This window comes from Lelliottia amnigena (assembly GCF_019047465.1).
Classification (GTDB): domain Bacteria; phylum Pseudomonadota; class Gammaproteobacteria; order Enterobacterales; family Enterobacteriaceae; genus Enterobacter; species Enterobacter amnigenus.
The window spans coordinates 3,834,382-3,858,438 of record NZ_CP077236.1 but is presented as its reverse complement, the minus strand read 5'-3'; the positions used below and the strand labels follow the sequence as shown (position 1 = coordinate 3,858,438).

Genomic DNA, 24,057 nt, shown 5'->3' with positions numbered 1-24,057 from the left:
GGGCAGTTAATATCCTGATTTTGCGAAAAAAATAAACCTGCATTGCCCCGTATTGTGTCATGTTTAGCCAATCCATTGTAGCCAACGCTTTTGTAAGGATAGACGCTGTAACTCCCTGGAGTAAAATTTTAATCATCCACATTCTTAATAAGTTACATAATATTCATACAATTACATAATCTCCTTACTCGCCACTGGCGGAGAATGACAGCATCTTTTCTGCCCCATTTTATGCCCCTGCAGACCTATCTGCCCCCGAGTTTGCCCCAAAATTTATCGCGTAGAGGGGATCTGTTGAGCTTAACAGCTCATCGTTTTACACCCCGACCCCGACGAAAATTCGCGGCGATCCGGTTGTCAGAAATCACCCGCAAGCACTACTTTTGGGAGCTACATACCTTCGTTCACGTATGTAATGATTGTAGCCATGTTCAATTTATTGAGGTCGAGCTATGGAGCATTTATTCGCACGTTTCCCCGTGGAAATGATAAACGCCGTCATGAGCAAATATCGCTTTAACGCCTTTGAAAGCATCCCAAAAGATGAGGAAGGTTTTTCCTATCCAAAATTCAATGAAATTAAGTTCACCCTTCCCGCAGTGTGCGCTAATGAGGGAGGCTGTATTTTATTCGCGGATGGACTGAAGATCCTTGAGTCGATGGGCGACGAAGCGTTTAACATACACCCGACCCGCTGGCATAAAGTGAAAACATACATAGCCAATGACGTTGTTGAGTATCCCGAAATGACTACACCTTTCACCATCATGGATGGAAGGCATCGGACGTTGGCTTTAATGCAAATCTACCCGAACACCAAAATCCCTGTCATTGTTCCGCATGCTATTTATCAGCGTGTTTTAGAAGAAGGACTTCACAGAAATGCATTAGTGAAGCCAATGCTGTAATAAGGTATTTGTGTTAGCCCATTTGGGTTTTGGCGACACTTCCGGGCATCAGCCGACGCAAGGGTTTTCTGGGTGGACGTTTTACACACGTTCAAACCCGTGAAGAATACCTGGCCGCGAAGGCGATCGCGATGCACAGCTTCAACCTGTGTCAGTGGTTTAACGTGACGTGCGAGAGTGGTGGGATAATCAGCCGTGTTTCATCTACCGTGCAGGTGGCTAACTCATCTTCAGAGCAGCGATCGTCAGCGCGCCGTTACGCGCGCTGCGGGTAATGAGCTGCATCAGGGGTCAGAGCGAATTGAGGCAGTCCGAGGATATGAATCGAGAACAAAAACGCGTCCATTATCAGCGACGAACCAACGTTGCCGAATTCAGCCTCGCGGTGCAATTAACAGAGCAGGAGCATCGTTCGAGAGTAAACCATTTTTGATTTCCCCGGCGATAAAAGGCTGAGGTTTGCTAAACAGATAGCCTTGTACTAAATCGCAGCCCAGTGCCTGAAGACTTTCCAATTGTTCCTGTGTCTCAACCCCTTCTGCGACAGTCTTCATACTGAGGGATTTCGCCATGCTGGTAATAAGCTTGATGATATTAAGGGCGTCTTCCTGTGTAGATATCGAATTTACAAAGGATTTGTCTATTTTAATTTTATCGAAGGCAAGTCGGCTCAGCCGGGAAAGAGAAGAGTATCCCGTACCAAAATCGTCGATGGAGATTTTCACACCCTGCGCTCTAAGCTTATTAAGGGTATTCATCGGCGTAGTGCTCTCAATAAAGAGAGAGGATTCCGTCACTTCCAGTTCCAGACGGTCGGCCGGAAGCCCAGTCTCTTTCAGAATAGAAAGCACAACCCCGGCAAAGGCTTTGCTGCTGAGCTGCACTGGAGAGACATTGACGGAAATTTTAACCGGAACGGCCCAGGAAGCCGCCTCCCGACAGGCCATTTCCAGCACCGATTTCCCCATCTCGTTAATCATTCCTGTTTTTTCAGCAACAGGAATAAAGCTATCTGGCGACAAAAGGCCCTTTAGCGGATGCATCCAACGAATAAGGGCCTCATAGCTGTAAATTTCCCAACTGTACGAATCGACAATCGCCTGATAATAAACCACGAACTCTTTATTCACTATTGCCAGTGCCATGTCGTGCTCAAGGGTTCTGCTTTCCTGCAGCTTGTCTAACATTCGTTGGCGGAAGACTTTAATCTTGCCTGCGCCCTCACTTTTGGCTTCATAAAGGGCCAGATCGGCAAATTTATAGAGATAGTCGGAGCGGCGTTCTTTTTCTGAATTAACAATGCCCACACAGGTGGTTATGTTTACAATCGTGCTATGTATCGTGTAAGGCTGGTTAATGCAATCACATATTTTCTGGGCGAGTGAAATAGCGTGGCTTTCTGTCAGACCCGTTGTGAGTAACGCAAACTCATCGCCACCTAAGCGATAAAGTGTATCTGGAGGAAGACTCATCGAACTCAGGCGATGGGCTATCTGAAGCAATAACATATCACCGGCATCATGCCCATAGGTATCATTGACCTCTTTGAATCTATCTAAATCAAACAACATCACGGTCACAGCGCTGTTATTGCTTTCTGCCATCTGGATGGTTTTATTCAAATTCTCCCAGAAAAACAGTCGGTTACTCATCTTTGTAAGAGGGTCATGGTAAACGTCATATTCCAGTTTTTTATTCTGAATTTGCAGTTTTTCTTTAGATTCCTGAAGCTCTTCAGCAAGGCTTTTAACCTGAAGATGCGCCTTCAGAATATTTCTATTTTGATAAAAAATCAGCACGCCCAGGATCGCACTCAATATTATTAGCAGCACAGAAGTCGCGGAATAAATAGTGTACAACGTTTGAATTTTGCTGTTGGCGTTGTTAATCAGGTTAACATCTTTGTTTAACGCGCCGGATGAAAGACGGCTCAGTGGTGCATCAAGCGCATACATCTCTTTCAGATATGCCTGGAGCTCTGAGCGATTCATTTTCTCAAGATGAACATCCAGATAATTGAGTGTGTTTTCGAGTTTTATCGCCACGTCATGAAGCGATTTATTGCTATCTATATAATGCCCCAAATCCCCTTCTTTCATTAAATCGCTCTGGCTGAGCATAATGTCGAGGTGTAAGCGCACATCATCGAGCGTCATCGTCTCATCGATAGTGTAAAGACCAAGCCATGATTCGAAACGGTAATACTCCGAGACCAGCTGTACAGCAGACCACGAACTGGCGTAGTGCGTCAGTTTCTGTAACTCTTGCTGCCTTTCATGCACAAGAAAAGAGATATATCCGGTGGATATAAAAAGGAAAAATATTATGCCAGCCAGGATTCTGTTCATATTGTTCTTATGAATCCTACTCAATGCTCATTTTGCTGACCTGCCAGGCTGACCTTGAATAAAAGACCTGATTATTCAGTTCAGGTTTGCTGTCATAGGGATACACGATGAATAGCGGACCTTTGTCGCGGACACGCATGTATTCCCCATTGATTTTCAACGCAAGGATGACATTGTATTTTTTGAAATCACTGAGAGGGACAACGGTGGTGTAGTCATTGAGTGCAGTGACCTTAACGACAGTACCTTCCGCCCCGACGTAATCCATCAGCTTTTGCAGTGGAATACCCGTAAAGGTTGTGCGCCCATTATACCAGGGAGAGGCGGTCTGAAAACTTACCATGCCCAGTTTCTCAAGGCTGGCGAGATCGAAAACGGCTTTACCCTCTTCGTTTGTATTTTCAATATGACCGGAGAGTGTTAAGAGCACTTTCCCGACAGGTTTGGGAAGCTCACCCGCCAAAACCTGCAGGGAGACCACAAAGCTCAACAACATCACAATTAACCGCATTCTAACCTGCCTATCTCTCGAATATTAAAGAATTATAATGTAGTTATTATGTTATTTATAGATGCTGCTTGGCTAATAACAATGCATTAAGAGGATTTATAATTTTTTTCTTAAAAATCAAACCATTACACCAAAACCATCTTCAACATTGATTACTTATGGTCTGTACTGGTATTTGCGGTGCACTTTTCTCATCATAATATGTACAAAAAGCACGTTATTTGTTTAGTCGGTGCAAATAAATCCACATAAATGCTAAGACTAATTGGTTTGTGCAGGCTCAGGGCGTGGTGGTTTTGAAATGGATGTTTTTTGCATGAACCGAACTTTTGTCCGGCGGCTGAATAATTAATCCACCTTATGGGGATAAAATAGGTGGTCTGTAGCACAGCAGAGATTCTGAATCACCCCACTCACTGGCTCATAGTAAAGCCTTCGTCGTCGGCCGTTCCGGTACAATCGGGCTGAGCAACAGAACTATTCAGTGGCCTGTCTCACCCTGGGGTATCACCCTCTTTTGGCGCAAAGCGGGCAGATCCTAAGCATTTGCCTTCTGCTATGCGTAGAGCACGGATAGGCTATGACTTTTTCTCAACAGGAAAACCCGTAGATTGAACAATCTGCTACACCAAAAACGTTTGGTCACTGTATGCTTCATTCATGAAAAAATTTAAGCTAACATCTTTATATGATTGCGAATCAAAGGCTAAAAAATGAATACAACAACGCCAAAATATACGTCTGTTGACTTATCTCGTTGGGCAAGGAAGGAGCATTTTGAGGTATTTCAGTCATTTGCTGAATGTACATTTAATCAAACTGTCCAGCTCGATATTACCGTGCTGCTAGAAAATATTAAGGAAGCTGGCTGGAAATTTTACCCAACTATTATTTTCCTCCTTGCCAAAGTAGTAAACCGCCATGCGGAGTTCCGTATGGCTATAAAGAATAATGAGCTTGTCATATGGGATGAAGTTCATCCAAATTATACAATTTTCCATAATGAAACGGAGACCTTTTCATCATTATGGAGTCACTATGATGGCAATATTGATCACTTCCAGGACGCTTATTCAGAAGACGTAGCACGCTACAGTAATAACCTTTCTTATTGGCCAAAGGAGGAGTCTCGAGAAAATATCTTTTTTGTATCGGCTATTCCTTGGGTAAGTTTTACCAGTTTTAACACTAATATTGCTAATATGAAGAACTTTTTTTCTCCTATGTTCACTCTTGGGAAATACTTCCCACAAGATGGAAAAATACTGTTGCCTCTCGCTGTTCTGGTACATCATTCCGTGTGCGATGGTTTCCATGTGGCAAGACTGATCAATGAGTTACAGGAAATGTGTAATGGCTCGCTGCACCATTCAGAGGAAATCAACGGTTGATAAGCCAGAGGCCCTGGCGATCGCCTTTTATATGACGTTGGCAGCCAGGATCTCAGTCATGTCTGCTAAGCGCGGTGAGTTCAACCGTGGGATGCAATAGACAGGTTAAAGCGCTTCGCGGTGATTCGCATCCCAACTTTCCCTATTTTCAATATCTTATAGAAATAAGATGTCCTGGCGATTTCAATGGCGATTTATTTTAGTTCTTCACTGCGGTCATTCTGTACGAATCAGGGGCGAATTTAACCATCCCAGGTCCCCTTTTTAACATCAATATCATCTCCAATTACTGGGCTATTACCATACTGTAAGTTGGCCAACTGTTTTGCTCTCAGAAGTTTACTGCTCCCTCTCTGAATCGGAGGCTCAAACAGGTCCATAACCTCAGTGAGTAAAAGGGATATTTTCTATTGAACTTATTGAAATTAATACTATTTAAGAAATTGTAAGTACATTTTAATCATGCTAACGTGAAGATAAAATCACTGGAGAAAGTCTTATGAAACTCGCGGTATATAGCACGAAACAGTACGATAAAAAGTATCTGCAACATGTTAACGAGTCTTACGGGTTTGAACTTGAATTTTTCGACTTTCTGCTGAACGAAAAGACCGCCAAAACTGCGCATGGCTGCGAAGCCGTCTGTATTTTTGTGAACGATGACGGTAGCCGTCCGGTTCTGGAAGAGTTGAAAAAACATGGCGTGAAATACATCGCTCTGCGCTGTGCGGGTTTCAATAACGTCGATTTGGACGCCGCCAAAGAGCTGGGTCTGAAGGTGGTACGCGTTCCGGCGTATTCGCCAGAAGCGGTAGCTGAACATGCCATCGGGATGATGATGTCGCTTAACCGTCGTATTCACCGCGCTTATCAGCGTACCCGCGATGCGAACTTCTCTCTCGAAGGCCTGACCGGCTTCACGATGTACGGTAAAACCGCCGGGGTAATTGGTACGGGGAAAATTGGGATCGCCGCCCTGCGCATTCTTAAAGGTTTCGGCATGCGCCTGCTGGCGTTTGATCCGTACCCAAGCGCCGCTGCGTTAGAGATGGGCGTAGAGTACGTCGATCTGCAAACGCTGTTCTCCGAGTCGGACGTGATTTCTCTGCACTGTCCGCTGACGCCGGAAAACTATCATCTGCTGAACGAAAGCGCGTTCGAACAGATGAAAGACGGTGTGATGATCATCAACACCAGCCGTGGTGCCCTGATTGATTCTCAGGCGGCCATCGAAGCGCTGAAAACACAAAAAATCGGCGCGCTGGGGATGGACGTTTATGAGAACGAACGCGATTTGTTCTTTGAAGACAAGTCTAACGACGTGATTCAGGACGACGTTTTCCGCCGTCTGTCCGCCTGCCATAACGTGCTGTTTACCGGGCATCAGGCATTTTTAACCGCCGAAGCGCTGATCAGCATTTCGGAAACCACGCTAGGTAACCTGCAGCAGTTAGAAAAAGGCGAAACCAGCCCGAACGAGCTGGCATAATTTAACTAAAAACCGGGCTAACACCCGGTTTTTTTTTGCTTTTGCTACGCGCTCAGTCCACGATTTTTTAGCAACAGTTCACTCATAGGATCGTGTCCGCGCCATTGGCGATAGAGTTCAGCTAAATCAGTACTGTTTCCGCGTGATAAAATCGCCGGAATTTCTGTCTATTTTCATGCCTTTATCCCCTGTTCTGCTTAAACCACACCGATAGCCGCCATCGGCCAGCATTTGCGTCCAAAGAGCGAACGCAACGAACCTCTACGCATTGATCCTATGTTCCGCGATTATGGGACGGGGTGGCGGGATAAACATCCAGCGATAAAAGCTCGCGCCAAGCCTGCGGTCAAACAGTAAAATACGTTAACCCTATTACAATTCATGGTTGGATAATCTGATTTCCCGACTATTCTGTGTTAGCCAACAAAAGTAAATAGCACACGGTCGCTTACTTCTTCGAGGACGTTTAAAATGATGACATTAATTGTGCTCATTAATATCCCCCTTTTAACGGATTAAAGAGTCGGATGTTTTTCATATTTAAACAGTGAGCAGGTTTTCCTGCAATTCAGTTAACTTTATTATAAATCTCAGGGAATAAATTAAAATATACCGCCAGCACGCGTTCCTTATCTGAAGCCGTATAGTTTTCCTTTTCTATATACTCTCTTACCTCACAAGCCAGAACTCGAGCAGCAGTGGCAAATTCCTCAGGCCAGCCATGACTCAACATTGAAAGTCCCTTAATCAGTCTAATTGGTATTTCTCGCATAGCGGCACCGTCACGCGCTATAGGCGAAAAAAAGTCCTCTAGCATGTCACAAACAAAAAGTGGTGCAATATGGACGTAAGGATATTTCACATCTGTCGTATCTACCTTGTTCTGAGCGTATACAGATAACACTCTTACCCCGCGACCAATCACATCAATAGCTGTTCCGGGATCGTTGACCGCTGGCGAAAGGGCGCGACAGGCGATTTCTGCCATGACACAGAGACAGAATCGCGGGTCCTGGGTAAAAGAACGCACATCCGAAACGTGGATCGTCTCAATTAAACTTGCATGAAGAGAGGTCAATTCATTGTTCGTAATATACATCACAGGCTGACTAGGGTGCATGAAACTCCCAGGCCTGGCGACAAGATAAACATGCTCACCGCTATCAAAAAGTAGATTGTTCAATTTGCTTACATCAATATATTCAACATACCCAATACTGTCCGGATACAGGGCCGTCGTTCCCTTTGGCTGTTCTGAATTATCAAGCCAGGGAAAACATCCAAGGTAAGGATTTTTAGCGCGCTCAATAATAGTTTCAATCGCTGCGCGTTCAACTTTCGCCGTCGTTTCCCCTACTCTACCAAGTGACGTTAAATGCTGTATCCAGCGAAGTAGAGTGAAAATAATCAGGGCAATGACAACTAAAGTCACTATAAATAAAATTACCCTGCCCCTTTCCCCATAGGCTCCCATATTTAAAGCAACGATCCCTACCAGGCTAAAAAGGAACGATCCAATAAAAGTCGCCAGCACGTTTTGGGTTGTGACGTCCTCTACAACCAGTCTGGTTGCCCGTGGAGTAACATTTGTCGTCGCTGATCCATACGCCGCTACCATAATACTCAGTGAAAAGGTGGTTACGGCAAGCATACTTGAAGCCAGAATATTAAGTATGTTGTCTACAGCTTCTGCCCCCACTATCCCTGATAACGTCTCAGGGATCATCGACTTGAACAGGATGGACAACAGAGCCGTAAAGACCGCTGCGATGGCGAATAACGTCGCCCTGAACCAGAGTTTTTTAAATACCTGAGCCAGCATCCACTTCCAGCGCGAATTCATAATTAACTCCTTATCCTATTCATTAATTACAAAAAATGCCGCCACAAGGGCGGCACATCGCTGGACTAGCGAACCAGATGCAGGAAGTGAAGATGTTTCTCATACTGATCAAGTATATCGTTGATTAGCTGCTCCTGATTCCAGCCCATCACATCATAATCTTGTCCACCCTCTTTGAGATACACTTCAGCTCGGTAGTAACGGTGTTGCTCAGCCTGGTGCTCATCAGCGTCCATAGCCGCCAGGGCGAACGTGGGAGAGTTATAGCCACGGAGCCTCACTTCATAGATGAAGTTGAGCTCGTTACCTAAATCCACCTCAAAACGAATTCGATCATCTGTTCCATCACCAATGTGGCTTAACGTGCCCTGCTTATTCAGTTCTTCCTGAACCAGGGACATAGCCGGTTTAATGACATCATCCATGAAACGTTTTACGAGCGAGCGTTTTGGCAGGTATGCGATATTACGCAGCCGACGCTGCCATGGAATGGGATTGCGCGCCGCTGTGGGAGCAATCGTGGCCATGCTCAGACTTTCGCGCTTGGTTAAATCGCGACGAAGCGCCTTCAGAAGTCCGTATATAGAGATAAGCAGGATCGCTGAGAACGGTAGTGCACTGGCGATAGTGACAGTTTGTAGCGCGCTCAGCCCTCCCGCCAGAAGTAAGGCTATGGCGACAATGCCCATCAATGATGCCCAGAATATACGCTGCCAGACAGGCGTGTTCGCCACACCACCAGAGGCTAAGGTGTCAACAACCATTGCTCCGGAGTCAGCGGAGGTCACAAAGAAGACAATAACCATCGCCATTGCAATAAACGACAGAATTGAAGAGAACGGAAAGTGCTCAAGGAAATTAAACAGGGCCAGCGCCACATCCTGTTGTACGGTATTTGCGAGGTCAGTTGCGCCCTGGTTCATAATGAGATAAATGGCACTATTACCAAAAACGGTCATCCACAGCAGCGTGAAGCCTGCTGGAACAAATAATACCCCCGTCACAAATTCACGAATTGTTCTTCCGCGCGAAACACGGGCGATAAACATGCCGACAAACGGTGACCATGATAACCACCATCCCCAGTACAATAATGTCCAGCCACCAAGCCAGTTGCTTGATTTAGGCTCATAAGCGTAGAGATTGAACGTTTTACTCACGAGTTCAGAAAGATATCCACCGGTATTTTCCACAAAGGATTTAAGAAGCAACACCGTGGGGCCCAACAACATAACCAGAGCCAGGAGAATAACCGCCAGTCCAAGATTGAGTTCAGAGAGAATACGTATGCCTTTATCAAGGCCTGACACCACTGAAATGGTCGCCAGCCCGGTAATAACGACGATCAGTATGACCTGCACGGTTTCATTGATAGGCACACCAAACAGATGGTTAAGCCCAGCGTTAACCTGCAATACACCGTAACCCAACGATGTTGCGACGCCAAAAACCGTACCGATCACGGCAAAAATATCCACGGCATGGCCTATCGGACCGTATATTTTCTCCCCAATGATGGGATAAAGCGCCGAACGAAGCGTCAATGGGAGACCGTGACGATAGCTGAAAAAGGCCAGAATCAGCGCAACAATGGCATAAATAGCCCAGGCGTGAAGTCCCCAGTGGAAGAACGTCAACCGCATCGCTTCCTTGGCTGCGGCAACGGTTTCGGGAGTGCCTACGGGGGGTGACAAATAGTGCATCACAGGCTCTGCCACGCCAAAGAACATTAAGCCTATCCCCATGCCTGCAGAAAATAACATGGCAAACCAGGAATGGTAGCTAAAGTCAGGCTGGGCATGGTCGGGTCCTAGCTTAATGTCACCATATCGTGACAACCCCAAAAACGTCACACTCAGTAAAATTAGCGCAACGGCCAGGATGTAAAACCAGCTGGCATTGGCAAAGATATTTTGCTGTAAAAGTTTGAAATTTTTATCGGCAACGTCCGGGAAAATCGCGGCAAATGCGACAAGAAGGAATATTAACAAAGCAGAGGTGAAGAAGACTGCTTTGTTAATCTGGCTTTTTGGCTGCTTTGGGATAGTTTCAGTTTCACTCATATTTTTTACATTCCATTTATCGACCCTTTTGGGAGGTGTAACCTCCTACAGGGTAGCAAAATGGGCCTAACCTTGCATTTCTGTTCGATTTACTATTGCTTAGCAAGATCAGAAACTCTGAATCTATAACATAATGTTAACTCGAAACGTACAGTGCTAAACGTACGCCTCCAGGCTGTAACGGTTGCTACCTCGGTTCAAACGCGGGTTTCGCTTTCAGTGCCGGAAGTGCCCTGAATGTATTTTTGCGCCTGAGTATCAGAGCGAAATTTTCCCTCGTTACGCCGCATAAGTTCTGAGAACAACATCCTGCGTTCTCAGGTGCAGTTCCGTCCAGGTAGATATCTTTGCCAGTCAACTGCCCTGCCAGCTCCCCAGGTACGCCTCAAAGGAGAAAATCCCCACAGAAATTTAGAAGAAGTGAAGGATCCATTTGGGGGGGAATTTTGGAGGATTTTGGGGAAGAAAAAAATGGACAAAAACCGGGCATCTCGCCCGGTTCTTTATCCAGCATAAAAAACGCTTAACCGTTCAACCCGCGATTGATCAGCATCGGTTCAAGTTTTGGATCGTGTCCACGCCACTCATGATAAAGTTCAGCTAAATCACTGCTGTTCCCACGCGACAAAATCGCTTCCCGGAATTTCTGCCCGTTCTCACGCGTCAATCCGCCGTGCTCTTCAAACCACTGATAGCCGTCGTCGGCCAGCATTTGCGTCCACAGATAGGCGTAATATCCTGCCGCGTAGCCGCCGCCGAAAATATGGGCAAAATAACTGCTGCGATAACGCGGTGGCACGGCCGACAGATCCAGCCCCTCTTTTTTCAACGCGGCAGATTCGAAGGTGTCGAGACTTTCGATGTTTTCCTGCGCATCGATCGCATGCCAGCTCATATCCAGCAGCGCCGCGCTGAGCAGTTCAGTCATATCGTAGCCTTTGTTGAACTGCGTCGCGTTAAGCATTTTCTCGCGCAGATCATCCGGCATCGGCTCCCCCGTCTGATAGTGCCGGGCAAATCGGGCGAAGACCTGCGGATGGCTGGCCCAATGTTCATTGATTTGTGACGGGAACTCCACGAAATCACGCGGCGTATTGGTCCCCGATAACGTAGCGAAACGCTGGTTGGCAAACAGACCGTGCAGCGTGTGGCCAAATTCATGGAACAGCGTGATCACATCGTCCCAGGAAAGCAGCGCCACCTGGCCGTTAGCCGGTTTTTGATAGTTACAGACGTTATAAATCACAGGACGGGCGGCAAATTCGTGCGATTGCTCAACGAAATTGCCCATCCAGGCGCCGCCGCCTTTGGAATCACGCGCGAAGAAATCGCCGTAAAACAGCGCCATACCTTCACCGTTATGATCGACTATTTCCCATACGCGAACGTCCGGATGATATACGGGAATATCAAAGCGCTCGACAAAACGGATGCCAAAAAGCTGACTGGCAGCCCAAAACACCCCCTCTTCCAGCGCTCTGTTAAGCGCTAAATAAGGTTTGATTTGGGATTCATCCAGCGCGTATTTTTCCAGACGAACGCGTTCGGCGTAATAGGCCCAGTCCCAGGCCTGCACGCTGAATCCGCCCTGTTCGTCATTGATAACGTTTTGGATATCCGCCTGCTCCCGCTCGGCGCGAGCGCGTGCTGCCGGAACGATACCGCGCATAAATGCCAGCGCCGCCTCGGGGGTTTTCGCCATTTGATCGGCGGTGCTCCAGCTGGCGTAATTGTCAAAGCCCAGCAGTTGCGCCTGGCGCGCGCGTAACGCCACCAGCCGACGAACGATGTGCTGCGTATCGTTTTCATCGCCTTTTTGGGTGCGCAACCAACCGGCCTTAAACAGATTTTCGCGCGTTTGTCGATCGCGCAGTGCTGACAGCGCGGGCTGTTGAGTGGTATTCAGCAGGGGAATCAGCCAGCGATCGGCCAGCCCTTTTTCGGCGGCGGCCTGTGCGGCAGACGCGATTTCATCGGGCGATAATCCATCGAGCTGATGAACATCATCCACCACCAGCCCTCCGGCTTTATCAGCAGCCAGTAGACGTTGATTAAACTGGCTGGTCAACGACGCCGACTCGGTATTGAGCGCTTTGAGCTCTGATTTTTGCGCTTCACTGAGCTTTGCGCCCGCCAGGACAAAATGCTGATAGGTCTGCTCGACAAGGCGACGCGATTCGCCGTCCAGCGATTCCCGCTCTTGCCAGACGGCCTCGACGCGGGAAAACAACGCGTCATTCAACCAAATATCATTGGATAATTCCGCCAGTTCAGTCGAAAACGCCTCGTCCAGTTCCTGAAGATAATCGTTGGTATGGGCTGACGTCATCGCGAAAAATACGCTGCTGACGCGGGAAAGCATGACGCCGCTTTTCTCCAGCGCCAGCACGGTATTAGCGAAATCAGGCGCAGCAGACTCTGCAATGATGGCGGCGATATCAGCCCGCTTCTGCCGCGTCGCTTCATCAAACGCCGGGCGATAGTGGCTGTCCTCAATAATATCAAAGCGAGGCGCCTGGTACGGTAACAAGCTGACTTCAAAAAACGGATTGGCAACGGACATTTTTAACTCCTGCGCAGTATCATTTTCCCAGAGTAAGACAGGCCGCTGCGGGCTGCAATCCCTGGCACACGTCGGGTAACAAAAGTTGCCTTAACGCCGTGCCAACGGGCGTGCTATGGTAATACAACACAAAAAGCGTTGAGGAACAGTGAGATGATTATTTTAGTTACCGGGGCAACGGCAGGTTTTGGTGAAAGCATCACGCGTCGTTTCGTCGCCAATGGACACAAAGTGATTGCAACCGGCCGTCGTCAGGAGCGTTTACAGGAGCTGAAAGACGAGTTGGGCGACAGTATTTTGACTGCTCAGCTCGACGTGCGTAATCGCGCTGCAATCGAAGAAATGATGGCGAATCTGCCTGCCGAATGGCGTGCTATCGACGTGCTGGTCAATAACGCCGGTCTGGCGCTAGGCATGGAGCCCGCGCACAAAGCCAGCGTTGAAGACTGGGAAAATATGATCGACACCAACAACAAAGGGCTGGTGTATATGACACGTGCCGTTCTGCCGGGAATGGTCGAGCGCAACCGTGGTCACATTATCAATATCGGCTCCACCGCGGGTAGCTGGCCTTACGCGGGCGGTAACGTCTATGGCGCGACGAAAGCGTTCGTTCGTCAGTTCAGCCTGAATCTGCGTACCGATTTGCATGGCACCGCTATTCGCGTCACGGACATTGAGCCGGGCCTGGTGGGCGGTACCGAGTTCTCTAACGTGCGTTTCAAAGGTGATGATGCGAAAGCAGGCAAAACCTATGAGAACACCGAAGCGCTGAGCGCCGAAGACGTCACCGAAACGGTCTGGTGGGTAGCTACACTGCCAAAACACGTCAATATCAATACGGTCGAAATGATGCCTGTCAGTCAGAGCTTTGCGGGTCTAAACGTGCATCGCGGTTGATAAATTCCTGCCCGGCCCTCGGGTCGGGTATGGGATGCCCGTCAAAAGAATGGTAGTATTCACGGGTTAACTCTCTGAGAAATCACACGCCATGGCCGCTGAATCACAACTGAATCCCACCCAACCTGTTAATCAGCAAATTTATCGCATTTTACGTCGCGACATCGTCCAGTGCCTGATCCCACCAGGTACGCCACTTTCTGAAAAAGAGGTGTCGGTGCGTTTTGACGTGTCTCGCCAGCCGGTGCGTGAAGCGTTTATTAAACTCGCTGAAAACGGTCTGATCCAAATCCGCCCGCAGCGTGGCAGCTATGTGAATAAAATTTCGCTCTCGCAGGTGCGTAACGGCTGTTTCGTTCGACAAGCGATTGAGTGCGCGGTGGCGCGTCGTGCAGCCTCGCTGGTGGACGATCATCAATGCTATTTGCTGGAGCAAAATCTTCATCAGCAGCGTATTGCCATTGAGCGTAAACAGCTCAACGACTTCTTCCAGCTAGACGATGAATTTCATCAGAAGTTAGCGCAGATCGCGGATTGCCAGCTGGCGTGGGACACCATCGAAAATATCAAAGCGACCATTGACCGCGTGCGTTACATGAGCCTGGATCATGTTTCACCGCCGGAAATGCTGTTGCGTCAGCATCACGATATTTTCACTGCACTGGAAAAGCGCGATGGCGATAGCGTTGAAAAAGCGATGACGCTGCATTTGCAGGAAATCGGAGAGTCCGTACAGTTAATTCGCATGGAAAATAGCGACTGGTTCACCGAAGATTAATTTATACCGCATTCGCCAAATAGTGACGGATGCGGCATCTTGTTTAACGCACCACTAATACCGGAATTTTAGCATAGCGGATCACCGATTCCGCATTCGACCCCAGCAGATGCGTTGACAGCCCTGGCGTTTTAGACCCAATCACAATAACGTCGTACTCCTCCTTTGTACTCATCGCGATAATTTCGTCCCGCACGTTGCCAAAACGCACTTCGGTATAAATATTCTCAGGCGCGACAGCAAATAAACGTTTTAATGCATTCATCTTTTTCTCTGATTCAGACACCATAAATGTCTCGAATTTTTTGATGTCAGAGTTGAATCCTCGCAGTAACGAGCGGCTGCTGTTCGGCAGGATGTTCAGCAGCGTGATGGTTGCATTATCGGTTCTTGCCAGGAATTCTGCATGGCGTACCGCCTTATCACTTAAATCCATTTCAAATACATCAACAGGCATCAGTATTTTCTTGTACATAAGCCTTCTCCTTCTCATATAAATAAATTCTGTTCACTAAAGTTAGAGTGACATGCGGAAGTCAAACAAAGGCTAAACAGTCCCTTCCTGAAACTATCGTCAAACGAAAATAAACGTCGGGTTTGTCAGTGCACGTCGTTATTCGTCAGAAGGATGTAAGATAAAAATTAACTAAAATAAATATGATTTTGATCAAAAACAAAAAAATAAGATCTGAACAGGCGTATTTATATTCGCCGTCAGCGGTGCGGAAATGACAGCGTCGCGATGTGTTGAATTTGAGGAGTGATAATTATGATGACCTATGACCGTAACCGTAATGCTATTACGACGGGCAGTCGCGTGATGATTAATGGCACGGGCCGCACGGGGAAAATTACCGCGATCCATACGGATGGACTTACCCCAGCACAAGTACGCCGCGGCAAAACGGTGGAAGTAGAAGGATGTGAAGGTAAATTTGAACCGGTCGAATTGATTCGCCTGGGGATGCACTGATCTTTGCAACGATATGCCGCCGCGAACGGCGGCATAATAGAGCCTTACATTGCCGCAGCGTACTGCGCGACAGTCGCTTGAGCGCCCTTCTCCACTAACGTCAGATACGCTTTCATCACCGCGTCCACAAACGTTTTCTCCAGCGGTAACTCGTTACCAAAAATCGCCTCAATGCCGAGCAAAGCCTGTACGCGGTTTTCCCCTTCGGCACTCCCGTTAACCGCGCTCTGAATCACGGACAGTAAAGGATCGCAGACTTCAATTGCATTTCCACGCTCATCAATACCGCCCACATAACGCATCCAGCCCGCAATCCCCAACGCCAACAGCGGGAAGCTACGCTGATTCACAAGATGCCAGCGCACAGAGTCCAGCATACGCTGCGGGAGTTTTTGGCTGCCATCCATCGCGATTTGCCAGGTACGGTGGCGCAGCGCCGGGTTACTGTAGCGCGCAATCAGCAGATCGGCATAACGCCCTAAATCGACACCTTTCACTTTCAGCGTCGGAGCCTGCTCGTTTAACATCAGCGCGTGTGCGGCGTGACGATAATTTTCGTCTTCCATGCAGTCATTAATGTGCTGGTATCCCGCCAGATAACCCAAATAGGCCAGGAAAGAGTGGCTGCCATTCAGCATACGCAGCTTCATCTCTTCGAACGGCACCACATCAGCCACCAGTTCAGCGCCGGCTTTTTCCCATTGCGGACGACCGGCAACGAAATTGTCTTCAACCACCCACTGGCGAAACGGCTCGCAGGCCACACCGGCAGGGTCACGCACGCCTGTGATGTGCTCAATTTTCACGAGCGTTTCAGCCGTGACCGCGGGAACAATGCGGTCAACCATCGTGGACGGGAACGTCACGTTAGCGTCAATCCAGTCTGCCAGGTCGGCATCCACCGCGCGCGCATACGCGCAGGTCACATTGCGCATCACATGGCCGTTTTCCGGCATGTTATCGCAGGACATCACGCTGAAAGCCGGTAACCCCAGCGCTTTACGACGCGCCAGTGCCTCAACTACCACGCCCGGCGCTGATTTTGGCTGATGCGGGTTTTGCAGGTCTGCGGCGATTAACGGGTGATCGAGCATCAATTGCCCGGTCGCAGGCGCATGACAATAGCCTTTCTCCGTAATGGTGAGAGAAACAATGGCCACCTGCGGCTCACACATCGCGTCTAGCACGGTTTCCAGGCCGTCAACCTGAGCATGAAGCGCCTTTTTCACGACACCCACCACGCGTGCGGTCCAGGCATCAGCAGACATTTCCGCCACGGTATAAAGATTATCCTGAGCAGTGAGATCGGCAATCTGCTGCTCTCCGCCAATCAGGTTGACTTCGCAGTAACCCCAGTCACTGCCATGATCTGCTGCCAGAATATCGGCAAAAACCGCCTGGTGCGCGCGATGAAATGCGCCGAACCCAAGGTGTACAATCCGTGCGTTCAGACTGTCGCGATTGTACTGTGGGAGCGTGGCGTTGGCCTTTAATAACGGGTTTTCCATGATTGTGACTCGTTTAATAAATGAAGCTGAGATTCGCTGTCGCTCCGGAGGAACGACAGCGCCTGCTGACTACACCAACTAGAATGGCAGTTGAGGTAAAAAAAGAACTGCCATTAACCATACTGATACTTCTATTTCAGTTATTGATTTATATTAACTTTTGATCAGGTGGTGTGACATCAATGCCATGTTGTGTGACAAGTCACTCAAGTTATAAACCAACCTTAACGACGAGATGACACCGCTCCATACCCTACCGACGTATTGCGTGGTAATTCAGCAGCATCCTCGGCCAGACTCAAATCACGATCACGTACTTCGGGCATCAGAATGGCGGAAATCAACCCTACAACTGAATAGGCAATCATCATCGCCACGATAGGCCACCATGAACCCGTCATGTTACAGAAGATGCCCGCCAGCACTGGACCGAAACCTACAGCGACCAATCCGCCCGCTTCTTTTGAAATCGCCATCCGAGTGAAGCGATTACGTGAGCCAAACATTTCGGCCATGGTGATATTTTCGAGGGCGAACAACCCCAGTACCGCGAAGTTATGAATCACGATAATGGACATCATAATCACGCTCGGGCTGTAACTCTTGTCCACAATAATCGACAACATCGGGTACGCCAGAATAATGGCTGAGATGTTGAGGAGAATATAAGGCAACCGGCGACCTACCTTATCGGATAGCCAGCCCAGCAGCGGAATGGAGATAAACCCAAGAATGGAGCTGATCATTAATGCATCGGTTGGGATGCTTTTATTAAACAGCAGCGTTTGAACCAGATAGCCCGCCAGGAAGGTCTGGATCAGACCGGAGTTGCCCGCCTGACCAAAACGCAAGCCGGTGGCAAGCCAGAATGATTTACTTTTGAACATCGCCCCGAGTGAGATATCTTCAGCTGTTACGGCCGGTCCCGTTTGCGCGTCGTTCACTTTCTCAAACACCGGACTCTCTTTCAAATTCATTCGCAGCCAGATAGCGAAGATCATCACCACCACGCTTGCGAGGAACGGAATACGCCATCCCCATGCGACCAGCTCTTCACGATCTAACGCGAAGAACATTACCGCCCAGATTGCCGTCGCGCTCAAGGTGCCGCAGTTGGTCCCCATTGCCACCAGCGACGAGATAATGCCTCGTTTCCCTTTCGGAGCATATTCAGCCAGCATAGTGCCTGCACCAGAGATTTCTGCGCCTGCCCCAAGCCCCTGAATGATGCGTAACGTCACCAGCAGGATCGGCGCAAAAATGCCAATTTGCGCGTAGGTCGGTAACACGCCGATAAGCGTGGTGCAGATCCCCATCATCGTGATCGTGATAAACAGCACCCTTTTACGGCCAATGCTGTCGCCCATTTTGCCGAAAATGAACGCGCCAACGATACGCGCAATATAGCCCGCGCCGTAGGTGCCCATCGCCAGAATTAACGCCATGGCGGCGGATTGTTCAGGGAAAAAGATTTCATGGAAGACCAGTGCGGCTCCCAGTGAATAGAGCTGGAAATCCATAAACTCCAGTGCAGTTCCGAGCCAGCCGGACACGGCTGCTTTCACCAGATCGGATGTCGTTCTTTGAGGTTGAAGTTGTGTTTGAATCATCATGGCTATCTCTAAAAAGGTAAGATGCGTACCACTTATCCGCGTTTGTTGTTATTGACCGAACGTGAGCAAGACTTTGCAGCACTGCCGCTGGTCTTTCTCAAACAGTTCGATTGCGTCTGTTACGTGGTGATAGTCAAAGGTATGGGTAACCAGTTTTTCTGGATCGATCAGTCCTTTTTCCAGCCAGTCGATAACGACCGGGAATTTGTTGGCGTTCAGGCGTGTAGAAAAGATCGACAGCTCTTTGCCGGTGATGCCTTCCTGCACAATTTGGCTCGGTTCGCTGGAGAAGCCCATCAGAACAATTCGCGCAGCCGGTGAAGCCAGGGTAATCGCCTCCTGCAGAATCGAAGGATGGCACGCGGCATCGATGATTAAGGTCGGTTTAATGCCTTTCTCGTCGAGCACCGCCAGAAGCGACTGCTCAGCATTATTAATGACCCAGTCAGCCCCGCTGCGCTGCGCCATCGTCAGACGTTCTTCAATACGATCAACGACAATCACCAGCTTCACGCGATAGACGCCTTTCAACGCCTGTACGGTGACCAGCCCCATCGGGCCTGCGCCGTAAATCAGAGCCACATCGTGCTCAGTGGGCTGTGCATGCCCGGTGACATTGGCCGCGATAGTAAAAGGCTCGACCATCACCGCGTGTTTATCTTCAATCGCATCGGGAATGTGCCACGCATTTTTCGCAGGCACGACAGCGTACTCGCTGAATCCTCCATCGCGATGCACCCCCAATACCACCAGCGAAGTGCAGACGTTTGGCTTGCCGACTGAACACGGATAGCAATGCCCGCAGCTAATAACCGGATCAACGGATACACGCTGACCGAGGCGCGACGCATCGACACCTTCGCCCACCGCGTCGATCACGCCGAAAAACTCATGGCCGATCACGCGTGGATATTTTGCAAATGGATTATGGCCGCGATAAATATGGCTATCGGAGCCGCAGATACCGGCGAGTTTGATTTTGACGCGCACGTCGCCTGCTGCAGGAGCCGGTAACGGACGTTCCTCAATCACCAGCTCATTCGGTTTTTGAATGACGATGCTTTTCATGGTTGCTCCTGACCGATCTCTTTCTTACATAACTCATTGTTATAAAGAAATTAATCAATTCTGTGTTTGACAATAAAGAGATAACACATTGCTCCAACAAAGGTGACGCAGGCCGCGACAACCAGGGCGAGATTAAAGGAGTGCGTTTTATCTACGATCCAGCCGGTCACGACTGGGGCGAACGAGGCAAAAACAAAGCTGCCGAAGTTCTGAATGGCGGCAACGGAGGCGACTTTACTTTCAGAGACCATCACCTGCACCAGGCCCCACGCTGAGGTTCCGGCGAAGTGGACGCAAAATAGCGCTAAGGAAATGAAGATGACCGCTTCCGCCGGGGACGACGATTGCACGACCAGCAAAGTGCCTAACGCAGACAGGATCAACCCCACTACAATCGCCGTTTTGCGCGTTTTGGCGAGGTCATAGCCTTTTTTGGCGAGCGCATCGACCAACAGCCCGTTAACCCACATCCCGATGGCGGCGGCCAGGAACGGGATCGCCGAGACCCAGCCGGTCTTCGCAAGGCTAAAGCCCTGCTGTGCCTGCAAATAGCCGGGTAGCCAGGCGATATACAACCAGCCGGTGTAGTTCACGCCAGAGAACCCTAAAATCATTCCCCAGGTGGTGCGGCGTTTGAACAACGCACTCCACTCGCTAAAGCGTAACGTTGGGCGCGGTTTTACCGGCGCGGAAAGATATTCGCGTTCTTCCGGCTGGAAAGCGAACTGCGCGCGGTTGCGATACCAGGCATACCAGCAAACGCCGACCATCACACCCAGGCAGCCGATAATCACGAACATGGCCCGCCAGCCCCACAGGATTTGCATTGTTACCAGGATCGGTGGCGCAATTGCCTGACCCAGGACAGTCGAGGAGTTAAAAATCCCCAGCGCTGTCCCCCGCTCTTTTTGCACATACCAGTCGGTGATAGATTTCACACCGGCAGGCATAAAGGGCGCTTCGCCAATACCTAAGCCAATGCGCAGCAGGATAAAATGGCTAAAGGAGTTCACCATGCCCGTCAGGGCCTGCATCAATGACCAGAAGATCACGCCTGCGCCTAACACCAGTCGTGGGCCGTAGCGATCGAGCAATATGCCGGAAGGCAGTTGCGCCAGTCCGTACGAAAGTGAAAATGCGGAAAGCAAAAAGCCAAATTCTGTTGCCGACAGCCCCATGTCGCCGCGAATGGCTTCACCGGCCACGCTCAGTGAGGAGCGGTCCAAAAAATTGACAATCCCTGCCAGGAATAACAGCACCAGAGTGAGGGTCTGGATTTTTTTAATCCGCGCAGGCTTGGTTAAACGTTCTGTACTGATTGTTTCAGTTGTCATACGCACTCCCGCTCTCAATTTACCAGTTCCACAAGGTGCCATCTTCGAGACGCGCGACCGGTAAATATGCAGGGTCGTACGGATATTTCGCGGCCAGTTTTTCGTCAAACTCAATGCCCAGGCCCGGCTTTTCTCCCGGATGCATATAGCCGTTATCGAAGCTCCAGCTGTGCGGGAAAACTTCCAGCATTTGCTCGGAATACCCCATATATTCCTGTACACCAAAGTTTGGCACCCACAGGTCGAAATGCAGCGCGGCAGCGTGGCAAATCGGCGACAGATCTGACGGGCCGTGTGAGCCAGTCCGCACCTGGTAGAGCGAAGCAAAATCGGCGATGCGGCGCATCCCGGTGATCCCCCCAGCGTGGGTCATCGTGGTACGGATATAGTCGATGAGCTGCTCTTCGATCAGCTGCTTGCAATCCCAGATGCTGTTGAATACCTCACCCACGGCAATCGGCGTGACCGTGTGTTGACGAATTAAACGGAAACACTCCTGGTTCTCTGCGGGCGTTGGGTCTTCCATCCAGAACAGGCGGAACTCTTCGATGCTCTTGCCAAAACGTGCGGCTTCGATAGGCGTCAGGCGGTGATGCATGTCGTGCAAAAGATGCTCGTCGTAGCCAAACTTGCTGCGCACGGCGTCAAACAGTTTTGGCGTGAAATCGAGGTATTTTTCGGTGGACCACAGCTGTTCCTCCGGCCAGTCGCCTTTGGTCGCAGGCTCGTACGCCAGCCCTTTTCCTTTTGACATCCCGTAGGTGGTTTTCATTCCCGGCACGCCGCACTGGACGCGGATCGCCTTGAAGCCCATCTCTTTGTGGCGCGCATAATCTTCCAGCACATCATCAATGGTATGCCCGGTGGTATGGCAATACACCATCACCCCTTCGCGCGATGCGCCACCCAGCAACTGATAAAGCGGCATCCCCGCCGCTTTGGCTTTGATATCCCACAGCGCCATATCCACCGCAGAGATCGCAGACATCGTGACCGGCCCGCGACGCCAGTACGCGCCTTTATAGAAGAACTGCCAGATATCTTCGATGCGGTGTGCATCGCGGCCAATCAGCTGCGGGCAAAGGTGATCTTTCAGGTAAGACGCCACGGAAAGCTCGCGTCCGTTTAAGGTGGCATCACCCAAACCGACGAGCCCATCATCAGTGGTGATTTTGAGGGTGACAAAATTGCGCCCTGGGCAAGTGACAAAAACTTCAGCCCCGACAATCTTCATAATCCGTTTCCTTGCATCGTTCGTTGTGATGAAGGAAATTTACTCAACTGAACTACTACCATACAAGTATTATGATCGAAAAATCATCGCTTGATCACAAAATGCAGGTCTTATGTCCGCCCCCATCCGGCGACGATAATCAACATGCCACACAGCGCAATCAGCGCGCCCGCCCAGTCATAAGCGCTTAATTTCACACCATCAACGACGCGCAACCAAATGAGTGCCGTGCAGACATAAACCCCGCCGTATGCCGCGTAAACGCGACCACTTGCCGCCGGATGCAGCGTTAACAACCAGACGAATAAGGCCAGCGCGATGCCTGCGGGCAACAACAGGAACACCGACGCGCCGCGTTTTAGCCAGAGCCAGGGTAAGAAGCAGCCGATGATTTCGCACAGTGCGGTTGCAAAGAAAAGCAGCGTAGTTTTAATCATTTTTACGGTCGAGTGAGTCAGGGTTTAGACATCATACGCGATAATAAGATTTACTTTTCCATACCCAATGCGCGGGTATGCCGCGATTTTGGTTTAGTGTAGAATTGACTACGGGTAAACCACTTCTCTGCGCCCAACAAAAGGAACACGCAATGACTACATTAAGCAAACGCCTCTATCTGGCGGCCATGCTCTCCCTGACTGCGCTCGCCTTCACCGCCCCGGTTTCTGCTGAAACCAGCAAACTCATTATTGAATCAGGTGATAGCGCCCAAAGTCGTCAGAATGCCGCCATGGACAAGGAACAATGGAATGACACGCGTAATCTTCGCCAGAAGGTGAACAAACGCGCTGAAAAAGAGTGGGATAAAGAAGATGTCGCGTTTGATTCACGCGATAAATGCCAGCAAAGCGCGAACGTGAATGCCTACTGGGAACCGAATACCCTGCGCTGCCTGGATCGCCGAACCGGCCGTACCGTTGCGCCATAAAAACGACTGCCAGAAAGGATGAACATGGCCAGCCCGTTAGCAGTAAAACTCAGACCGCTCGAGCGTGAAGATTTACGTTTTGTGCATCAACTCGACAATAACGCCAGCGTCATGCGTTACTGGTTCGAAGAGCCTTACGAGGCGTTTGTCGAGCTGTCTGACCTCTACGACAAACACATTCACGATCAGAGCGAACGCCGTTTCGTGGTGGAGTGTAATGGCGATAAAGCCGGTTTAGTTGAGCTGGTTGAGATAAACCACATTCACCGCCGGGCAGAGTTTCAAATCATCATTTCGCCGGATTTCCAGGGAAAAGGCCTCGCCACCCGCGCGGCAAAACTGGCAATGGATTACGGGTTTACGGTGTTAAACCTGTATAAGCTCTATTTGATTGTTGATAAAGAAAATGAAAAGGCGATACACATCTATCGCAAGCTTGGCTTTATGGTGGAAGGTGAGCTGATCCACGAGTTCTTTATCAACGGTGAGTACCGCAACACCATCCGTATGTGCATTTTCCAGCATCAGTATTTAGTGGACCATAAAGCACACGGCAGCACGATTTTGAAACCGACCGCGCAGTAGATGCGCGGTTTTTCATGCGA

At 49.4% G+C, this 24,057-nt stretch carries 20 protein-coding genes and 2 pseudogenes; 8 read left to right on the top strand and 14 right to left on the bottom strand.

Annotated elements, in window-relative coordinates; all coding sequences use genetic code 11:
* Window positions 1–452: 452 nt before the first annotated feature.
* A complete protein-coding gene (locus I6L74_RS18210) occupies window positions 453–908 on the top strand; it encodes a hypothetical protein (RefSeq protein WP_059178818.1) in 456 nt (151 codons plus the stop codon).
* A 374-nt stretch (window positions 909–1,282) separates the two neighbouring features.
* Here I6L74_RS18210 and I6L74_RS18205 read toward each other — a convergent pair whose 3' ends face one another.
* On the bottom strand, window positions 1,283–3,256 hold the full coding sequence (locus I6L74_RS18205; protein ID WP_059178817.1) for a putative bifunctional diguanylate cyclase/phosphodiesterase: 1,974 nt from the start codon (window positions 3,254–3,256) through the stop codon (window positions 1,283–1,285).
* A gap of 16 nt (window positions 3,257–3,272) precedes the next feature.
* Window positions 3,273–3,767 carry a putative pterin-binding protein gene (locus I6L74_RS18200; RefSeq protein WP_059178816.1) on the bottom strand — a complete coding sequence of 165 codons (495 nt, stop codon included), beginning with the start codon at window positions 3,765–3,767 and terminating at the stop codon, window positions 3,273–3,275.
* Between the two features lie 713 nt (window positions 3,768–4,480).
* On the opposite strand from I6L74_RS18200, the gene catA reads away from it, so the two are divergent.
* Together catA and I6L74_RS18190 are read left to right on the top strand one after the other, a co-directional pair.
* Window positions 4,481–5,158 carry a type A chloramphenicol O-acetyltransferase gene (gene catA, locus I6L74_RS18195; protein ID WP_059178815.1) on the top strand — a complete coding sequence of 226 codons (678 nt, stop codon included), beginning with the start codon at window positions 4,481–4,483 and terminating at the stop codon, window positions 5,156–5,158.
* 499 nt (window positions 5,159–5,657) lie between these two features.
* A complete protein-coding gene (locus tag I6L74_RS18190; protein ID WP_059178814.1) occupies window positions 5,658–6,647 on the top strand; it encodes a 2-hydroxyacid dehydrogenase in 990 nt (329 codons plus the stop codon).
* Between the two features lie 44 nt (window positions 6,648–6,691).
* Here I6L74_RS18190 and I6L74_RS21495 read toward each other — a convergent pair.
* The 5 genes and pseudogenes from I6L74_RS21495 to dcp all read right to left on the bottom strand — a co-directional run.
* Window positions 6,692–6,890: pseudogene (locus tag I6L74_RS21495) on the bottom strand (hypothetical protein); the annotation flags it as partial.
* A gap of 325 nt (window positions 6,891–7,215) precedes the next feature.
* A complete protein-coding gene (locus I6L74_RS18185) occupies window positions 7,216–8,490 on the bottom strand; it encodes a DUF2254 domain-containing protein (protein ID WP_059178813.1) in 1,275 nt (424 codons plus the stop codon).
* A gap of 65 nt (window positions 8,491–8,555) precedes the next feature.
* The gene (locus I6L74_RS18180; RefSeq protein WP_059178812.1) at window positions 8,556–10,553 is read right to left on the bottom strand and encodes a BCCT family transporter; all 1,998 of its coding nucleotides are present in this window, start codon (window positions 10,551–10,553) and stop codon (window positions 8,556–8,558) included.
* Between the two features lie 107 nt (window positions 10,554–10,660).
* Window positions 10,661–10,929 (bottom strand): annotated as a pseudogene (locus tag I6L74_RS21720) (hypothetical protein); the annotation flags it as partial.
* Between the two features lie 147 nt (window positions 10,930–11,076).
* Entirely contained in the window at window positions 11,077–13,116 is a 2,040-nt protein-coding gene (gene dcp, locus I6L74_RS18175; RefSeq protein ID WP_059178811.1) for a peptidyl-dipeptidase Dcp, read from the bottom strand.
* A 153-nt stretch (window positions 13,117–13,269) separates the two neighbouring features.
* Here dcp and ydfG point away from each other — a divergent pair, with 153 nt between their 5' ends.
* A complete protein-coding gene (gene ydfG, locus I6L74_RS18170) occupies window positions 13,270–14,016 on the top strand; it encodes a bifunctional NADP-dependent 3-hydroxy acid dehydrogenase/3-hydroxypropionate dehydrogenase YdfG (protein WP_059178810.1) in 747 nt (248 codons plus the stop codon).
* Between the two features lie 91 nt (window positions 14,017–14,107).
* Window positions 14,108–14,794: a GntR family transcriptional regulator gene (locus I6L74_RS18165; RefSeq protein WP_059178809.1), complete on the top strand. Its 687-nt coding sequence runs from the start codon at window positions 14,108–14,110 to the stop codon at window positions 14,792–14,794.
* Between the two features lie 43 nt (window positions 14,795–14,837).
* On the opposite strand, the gene I6L74_RS18160 is transcribed toward I6L74_RS18165, so the two are convergent.
* On the bottom strand, window positions 14,838–15,269 hold the full coding sequence (locus I6L74_RS18160) for a universal stress protein (RefSeq protein ID WP_059178808.1): 432 nt from the start codon (window positions 15,267–15,269) through the stop codon (window positions 14,838–14,840).
* Window positions 15,270–15,563: 294 nt separating this feature from the next.
* On the opposite strand from I6L74_RS18160, the gene ydfZ reads away from it, so the two are divergent.
* On the top strand, window positions 15,564–15,767 hold the full coding sequence (gene ydfZ / locus I6L74_RS18155) for a putative selenium delivery protein YdfZ (RefSeq protein ID WP_059178807.1): 204 nt from the start codon (window positions 15,564–15,566) through the stop codon (window positions 15,765–15,767).
* 44 nt (window positions 15,768–15,811) lie between these two features.
* Here the strand turns inward: ydfZ and I6L74_RS18150 are convergent, their stop codons facing one another.
* The 6 genes from I6L74_RS18150 to I6L74_RS18125 form a co-directional block, all read right to left on the bottom strand.
* Window positions 15,812–17,275 (bottom strand): mannitol dehydrogenase family protein, encoded by a 1,464-nt coding sequence (locus I6L74_RS18150; RefSeq protein WP_059178806.1) that lies wholly within the window; start codon window positions 17,273–17,275, stop codon window positions 15,812–15,814.
* A 224-nt stretch (window positions 17,276–17,499) separates the two neighbouring features.
* On the bottom strand, window positions 17,500–18,885 hold the full coding sequence (locus tag I6L74_RS18145) for an MFS transporter (protein ID WP_059179128.1): 1,386 nt from the start codon (window positions 18,883–18,885) through the stop codon (window positions 17,500–17,502).
* A gap of 51 nt (window positions 18,886–18,936) precedes the next feature.
* Window positions 18,937–19,956: a Zn-dependent oxidoreductase gene (locus I6L74_RS18140; protein WP_059178805.1), complete on the bottom strand. Its 1,020-nt coding sequence runs from the start codon at window positions 19,954–19,956 to the stop codon at window positions 18,937–18,939.
* A 50-nt stretch (window positions 19,957–20,006) separates the two neighbouring features.
* Window positions 20,007–21,290 (bottom strand): MFS transporter, encoded by a 1,284-nt coding sequence (locus tag I6L74_RS18135; protein WP_059178804.1) that lies wholly within the window; start codon window positions 21,288–21,290, stop codon window positions 20,007–20,009.
* A 19-nt stretch (window positions 21,291–21,309) separates the two neighbouring features.
* The gene (gene manD, locus I6L74_RS18130) at window positions 21,310–22,524 is read right to left on the bottom strand and encodes a D-mannonate dehydratase ManD (RefSeq protein ID WP_059178803.1); all 1,215 of its coding nucleotides are present in this window, start codon (window positions 22,522–22,524) and stop codon (window positions 21,310–21,312) included.
* Window positions 22,525–22,634: 110 nt separating this feature from the next.
* The gene (locus tag I6L74_RS18125) at window positions 22,635–22,961 is read right to left on the bottom strand and encodes a YnfA family protein (protein WP_059178802.1); all 327 of its coding nucleotides are present in this window, start codon (window positions 22,959–22,961) and stop codon (window positions 22,635–22,637) included.
* Window positions 22,962–23,113: 152 nt separating this feature from the next.
* Between I6L74_RS18125 and I6L74_RS18120 the strand changes: the two genes are divergently transcribed.
* Window positions 23,114–23,452: a DUF1283 family protein gene (locus I6L74_RS18120; RefSeq protein WP_059178801.1), complete on the top strand. Its 339-nt coding sequence runs from the start codon at window positions 23,114–23,116 to the stop codon at window positions 23,450–23,452.
* Between the two features lie 24 nt (window positions 23,453–23,476).
* Window positions 23,477–24,037, top strand: coding sequence for a spermidine N1-acetyltransferase (gene speG, locus I6L74_RS18115; RefSeq protein WP_059178800.1), 561 nt, complete (start codon window positions 23,477–23,479; stop codon window positions 24,035–24,037).
* Window positions 24,038–24,057 lie beyond the last annotated feature (20 nt).

Coding starts and splice junctions, on each gene's coding strand:
- I6L74_RS18210 (WP_059178818.1), top strand. CDS start 453: ATGGAGCATTTATTCGCACGTTTCCCCGTGGAAATGATAAACGCCGTC.
- I6L74_RS18205 (WP_059178817.1), bottom strand. CDS start 3,256: ATGAACAGAATCCTGGCTGGCATAATATTTTTCCTTTTTATATCCACC.
- I6L74_RS18200 (WP_059178816.1), bottom strand. CDS start 3,767: ATGCGGTTAATTGTGATGTTGTTGAGCTTTGTGGTCTCCCTGCAGGTT.
- catA (WP_059178815.1), top strand. CDS start 4,481: ATGAATACAACAACGCCAAAATATACGTCTGTTGACTTATCTCGTTGG.
- I6L74_RS18190 (WP_059178814.1), top strand. CDS start 5,658: ATGAAACTCGCGGTATATAGCACGAAACAGTACGATAAAAAGTATCTG.
- I6L74_RS18185 (WP_059178813.1), bottom strand. CDS start 8,490: ATGAATTCGCGCTGGAAGTGGATGCTGGCTCAGGTATTTAAAAAACTC.
- I6L74_RS18180 (WP_059178812.1), bottom strand. CDS start 10,553: ATGAGTGAAACTGAAACTATCCCAAAGCAGCCAAAAAGCCAGATTAAC.
- dcp (WP_059178811.1), bottom strand. CDS start 13,116: ATGTCCGTTGCCAATCCGTTTTTTGAAGTCAGCTTGTTACCGTACCAG.
- ydfG (WP_059178810.1), top strand. CDS start 13,270: ATGATTATTTTAGTTACCGGGGCAACGGCAGGTTTTGGTGAAAGCATC.
- I6L74_RS18165 (WP_059178809.1), top strand. CDS start 14,108: ATGGCCGCTGAATCACAACTGAATCCCACCCAACCTGTTAATCAGCAA.
- I6L74_RS18160 (WP_059178808.1), bottom strand. CDS start 15,269: ATGTACAAGAAAATACTGATGCCTGTTGATGTATTTGAAATGGATTTA.
- ydfZ (WP_059178807.1), top strand. CDS start 15,564: ATGATGACCTATGACCGTAACCGTAATGCTATTACGACGGGCAGTCGC.
- I6L74_RS18150 (WP_059178806.1), bottom strand. CDS start 17,275: ATGGAAAACCCGTTATTAAAGGCCAACGCCACGCTCCCACAGTACAAT.
- I6L74_RS18145 (WP_059179128.1), bottom strand. CDS start 18,885: ATGATTCAAACACAACTTCAACCTCAAAGAACGACATCCGATCTGGTG.
- I6L74_RS18140 (WP_059178805.1), bottom strand. CDS start 19,956: ATGAAAAGCATCGTCATTCAAAAACCGAATGAGCTGGTGATTGAGGAA.
- I6L74_RS18135 (WP_059178804.1), bottom strand. CDS start 21,290: ATGACAACTGAAACAATCAGTACAGAACGTTTAACCAAGCCTGCGCGG.
- manD (WP_059178803.1), bottom strand. CDS start 22,524: ATGAAGATTGTCGGGGCTGAAGTTTTTGTCACTTGCCCAGGGCGCAAT.
- I6L74_RS18125 (WP_059178802.1), bottom strand. CDS start 22,961: ATGATTAAAACTACGCTGCTTTTCTTTGCAACCGCACTGTGCGAAATC.
- I6L74_RS18120 (WP_059178801.1), top strand. CDS start 23,114: ATGACTACATTAAGCAAACGCCTCTATCTGGCGGCCATGCTCTCCCTG.
- speG (WP_059178800.1), top strand. CDS start 23,477: ATGGCCAGCCCGTTAGCAGTAAAACTCAGACCGCTCGAGCGTGAAGAT.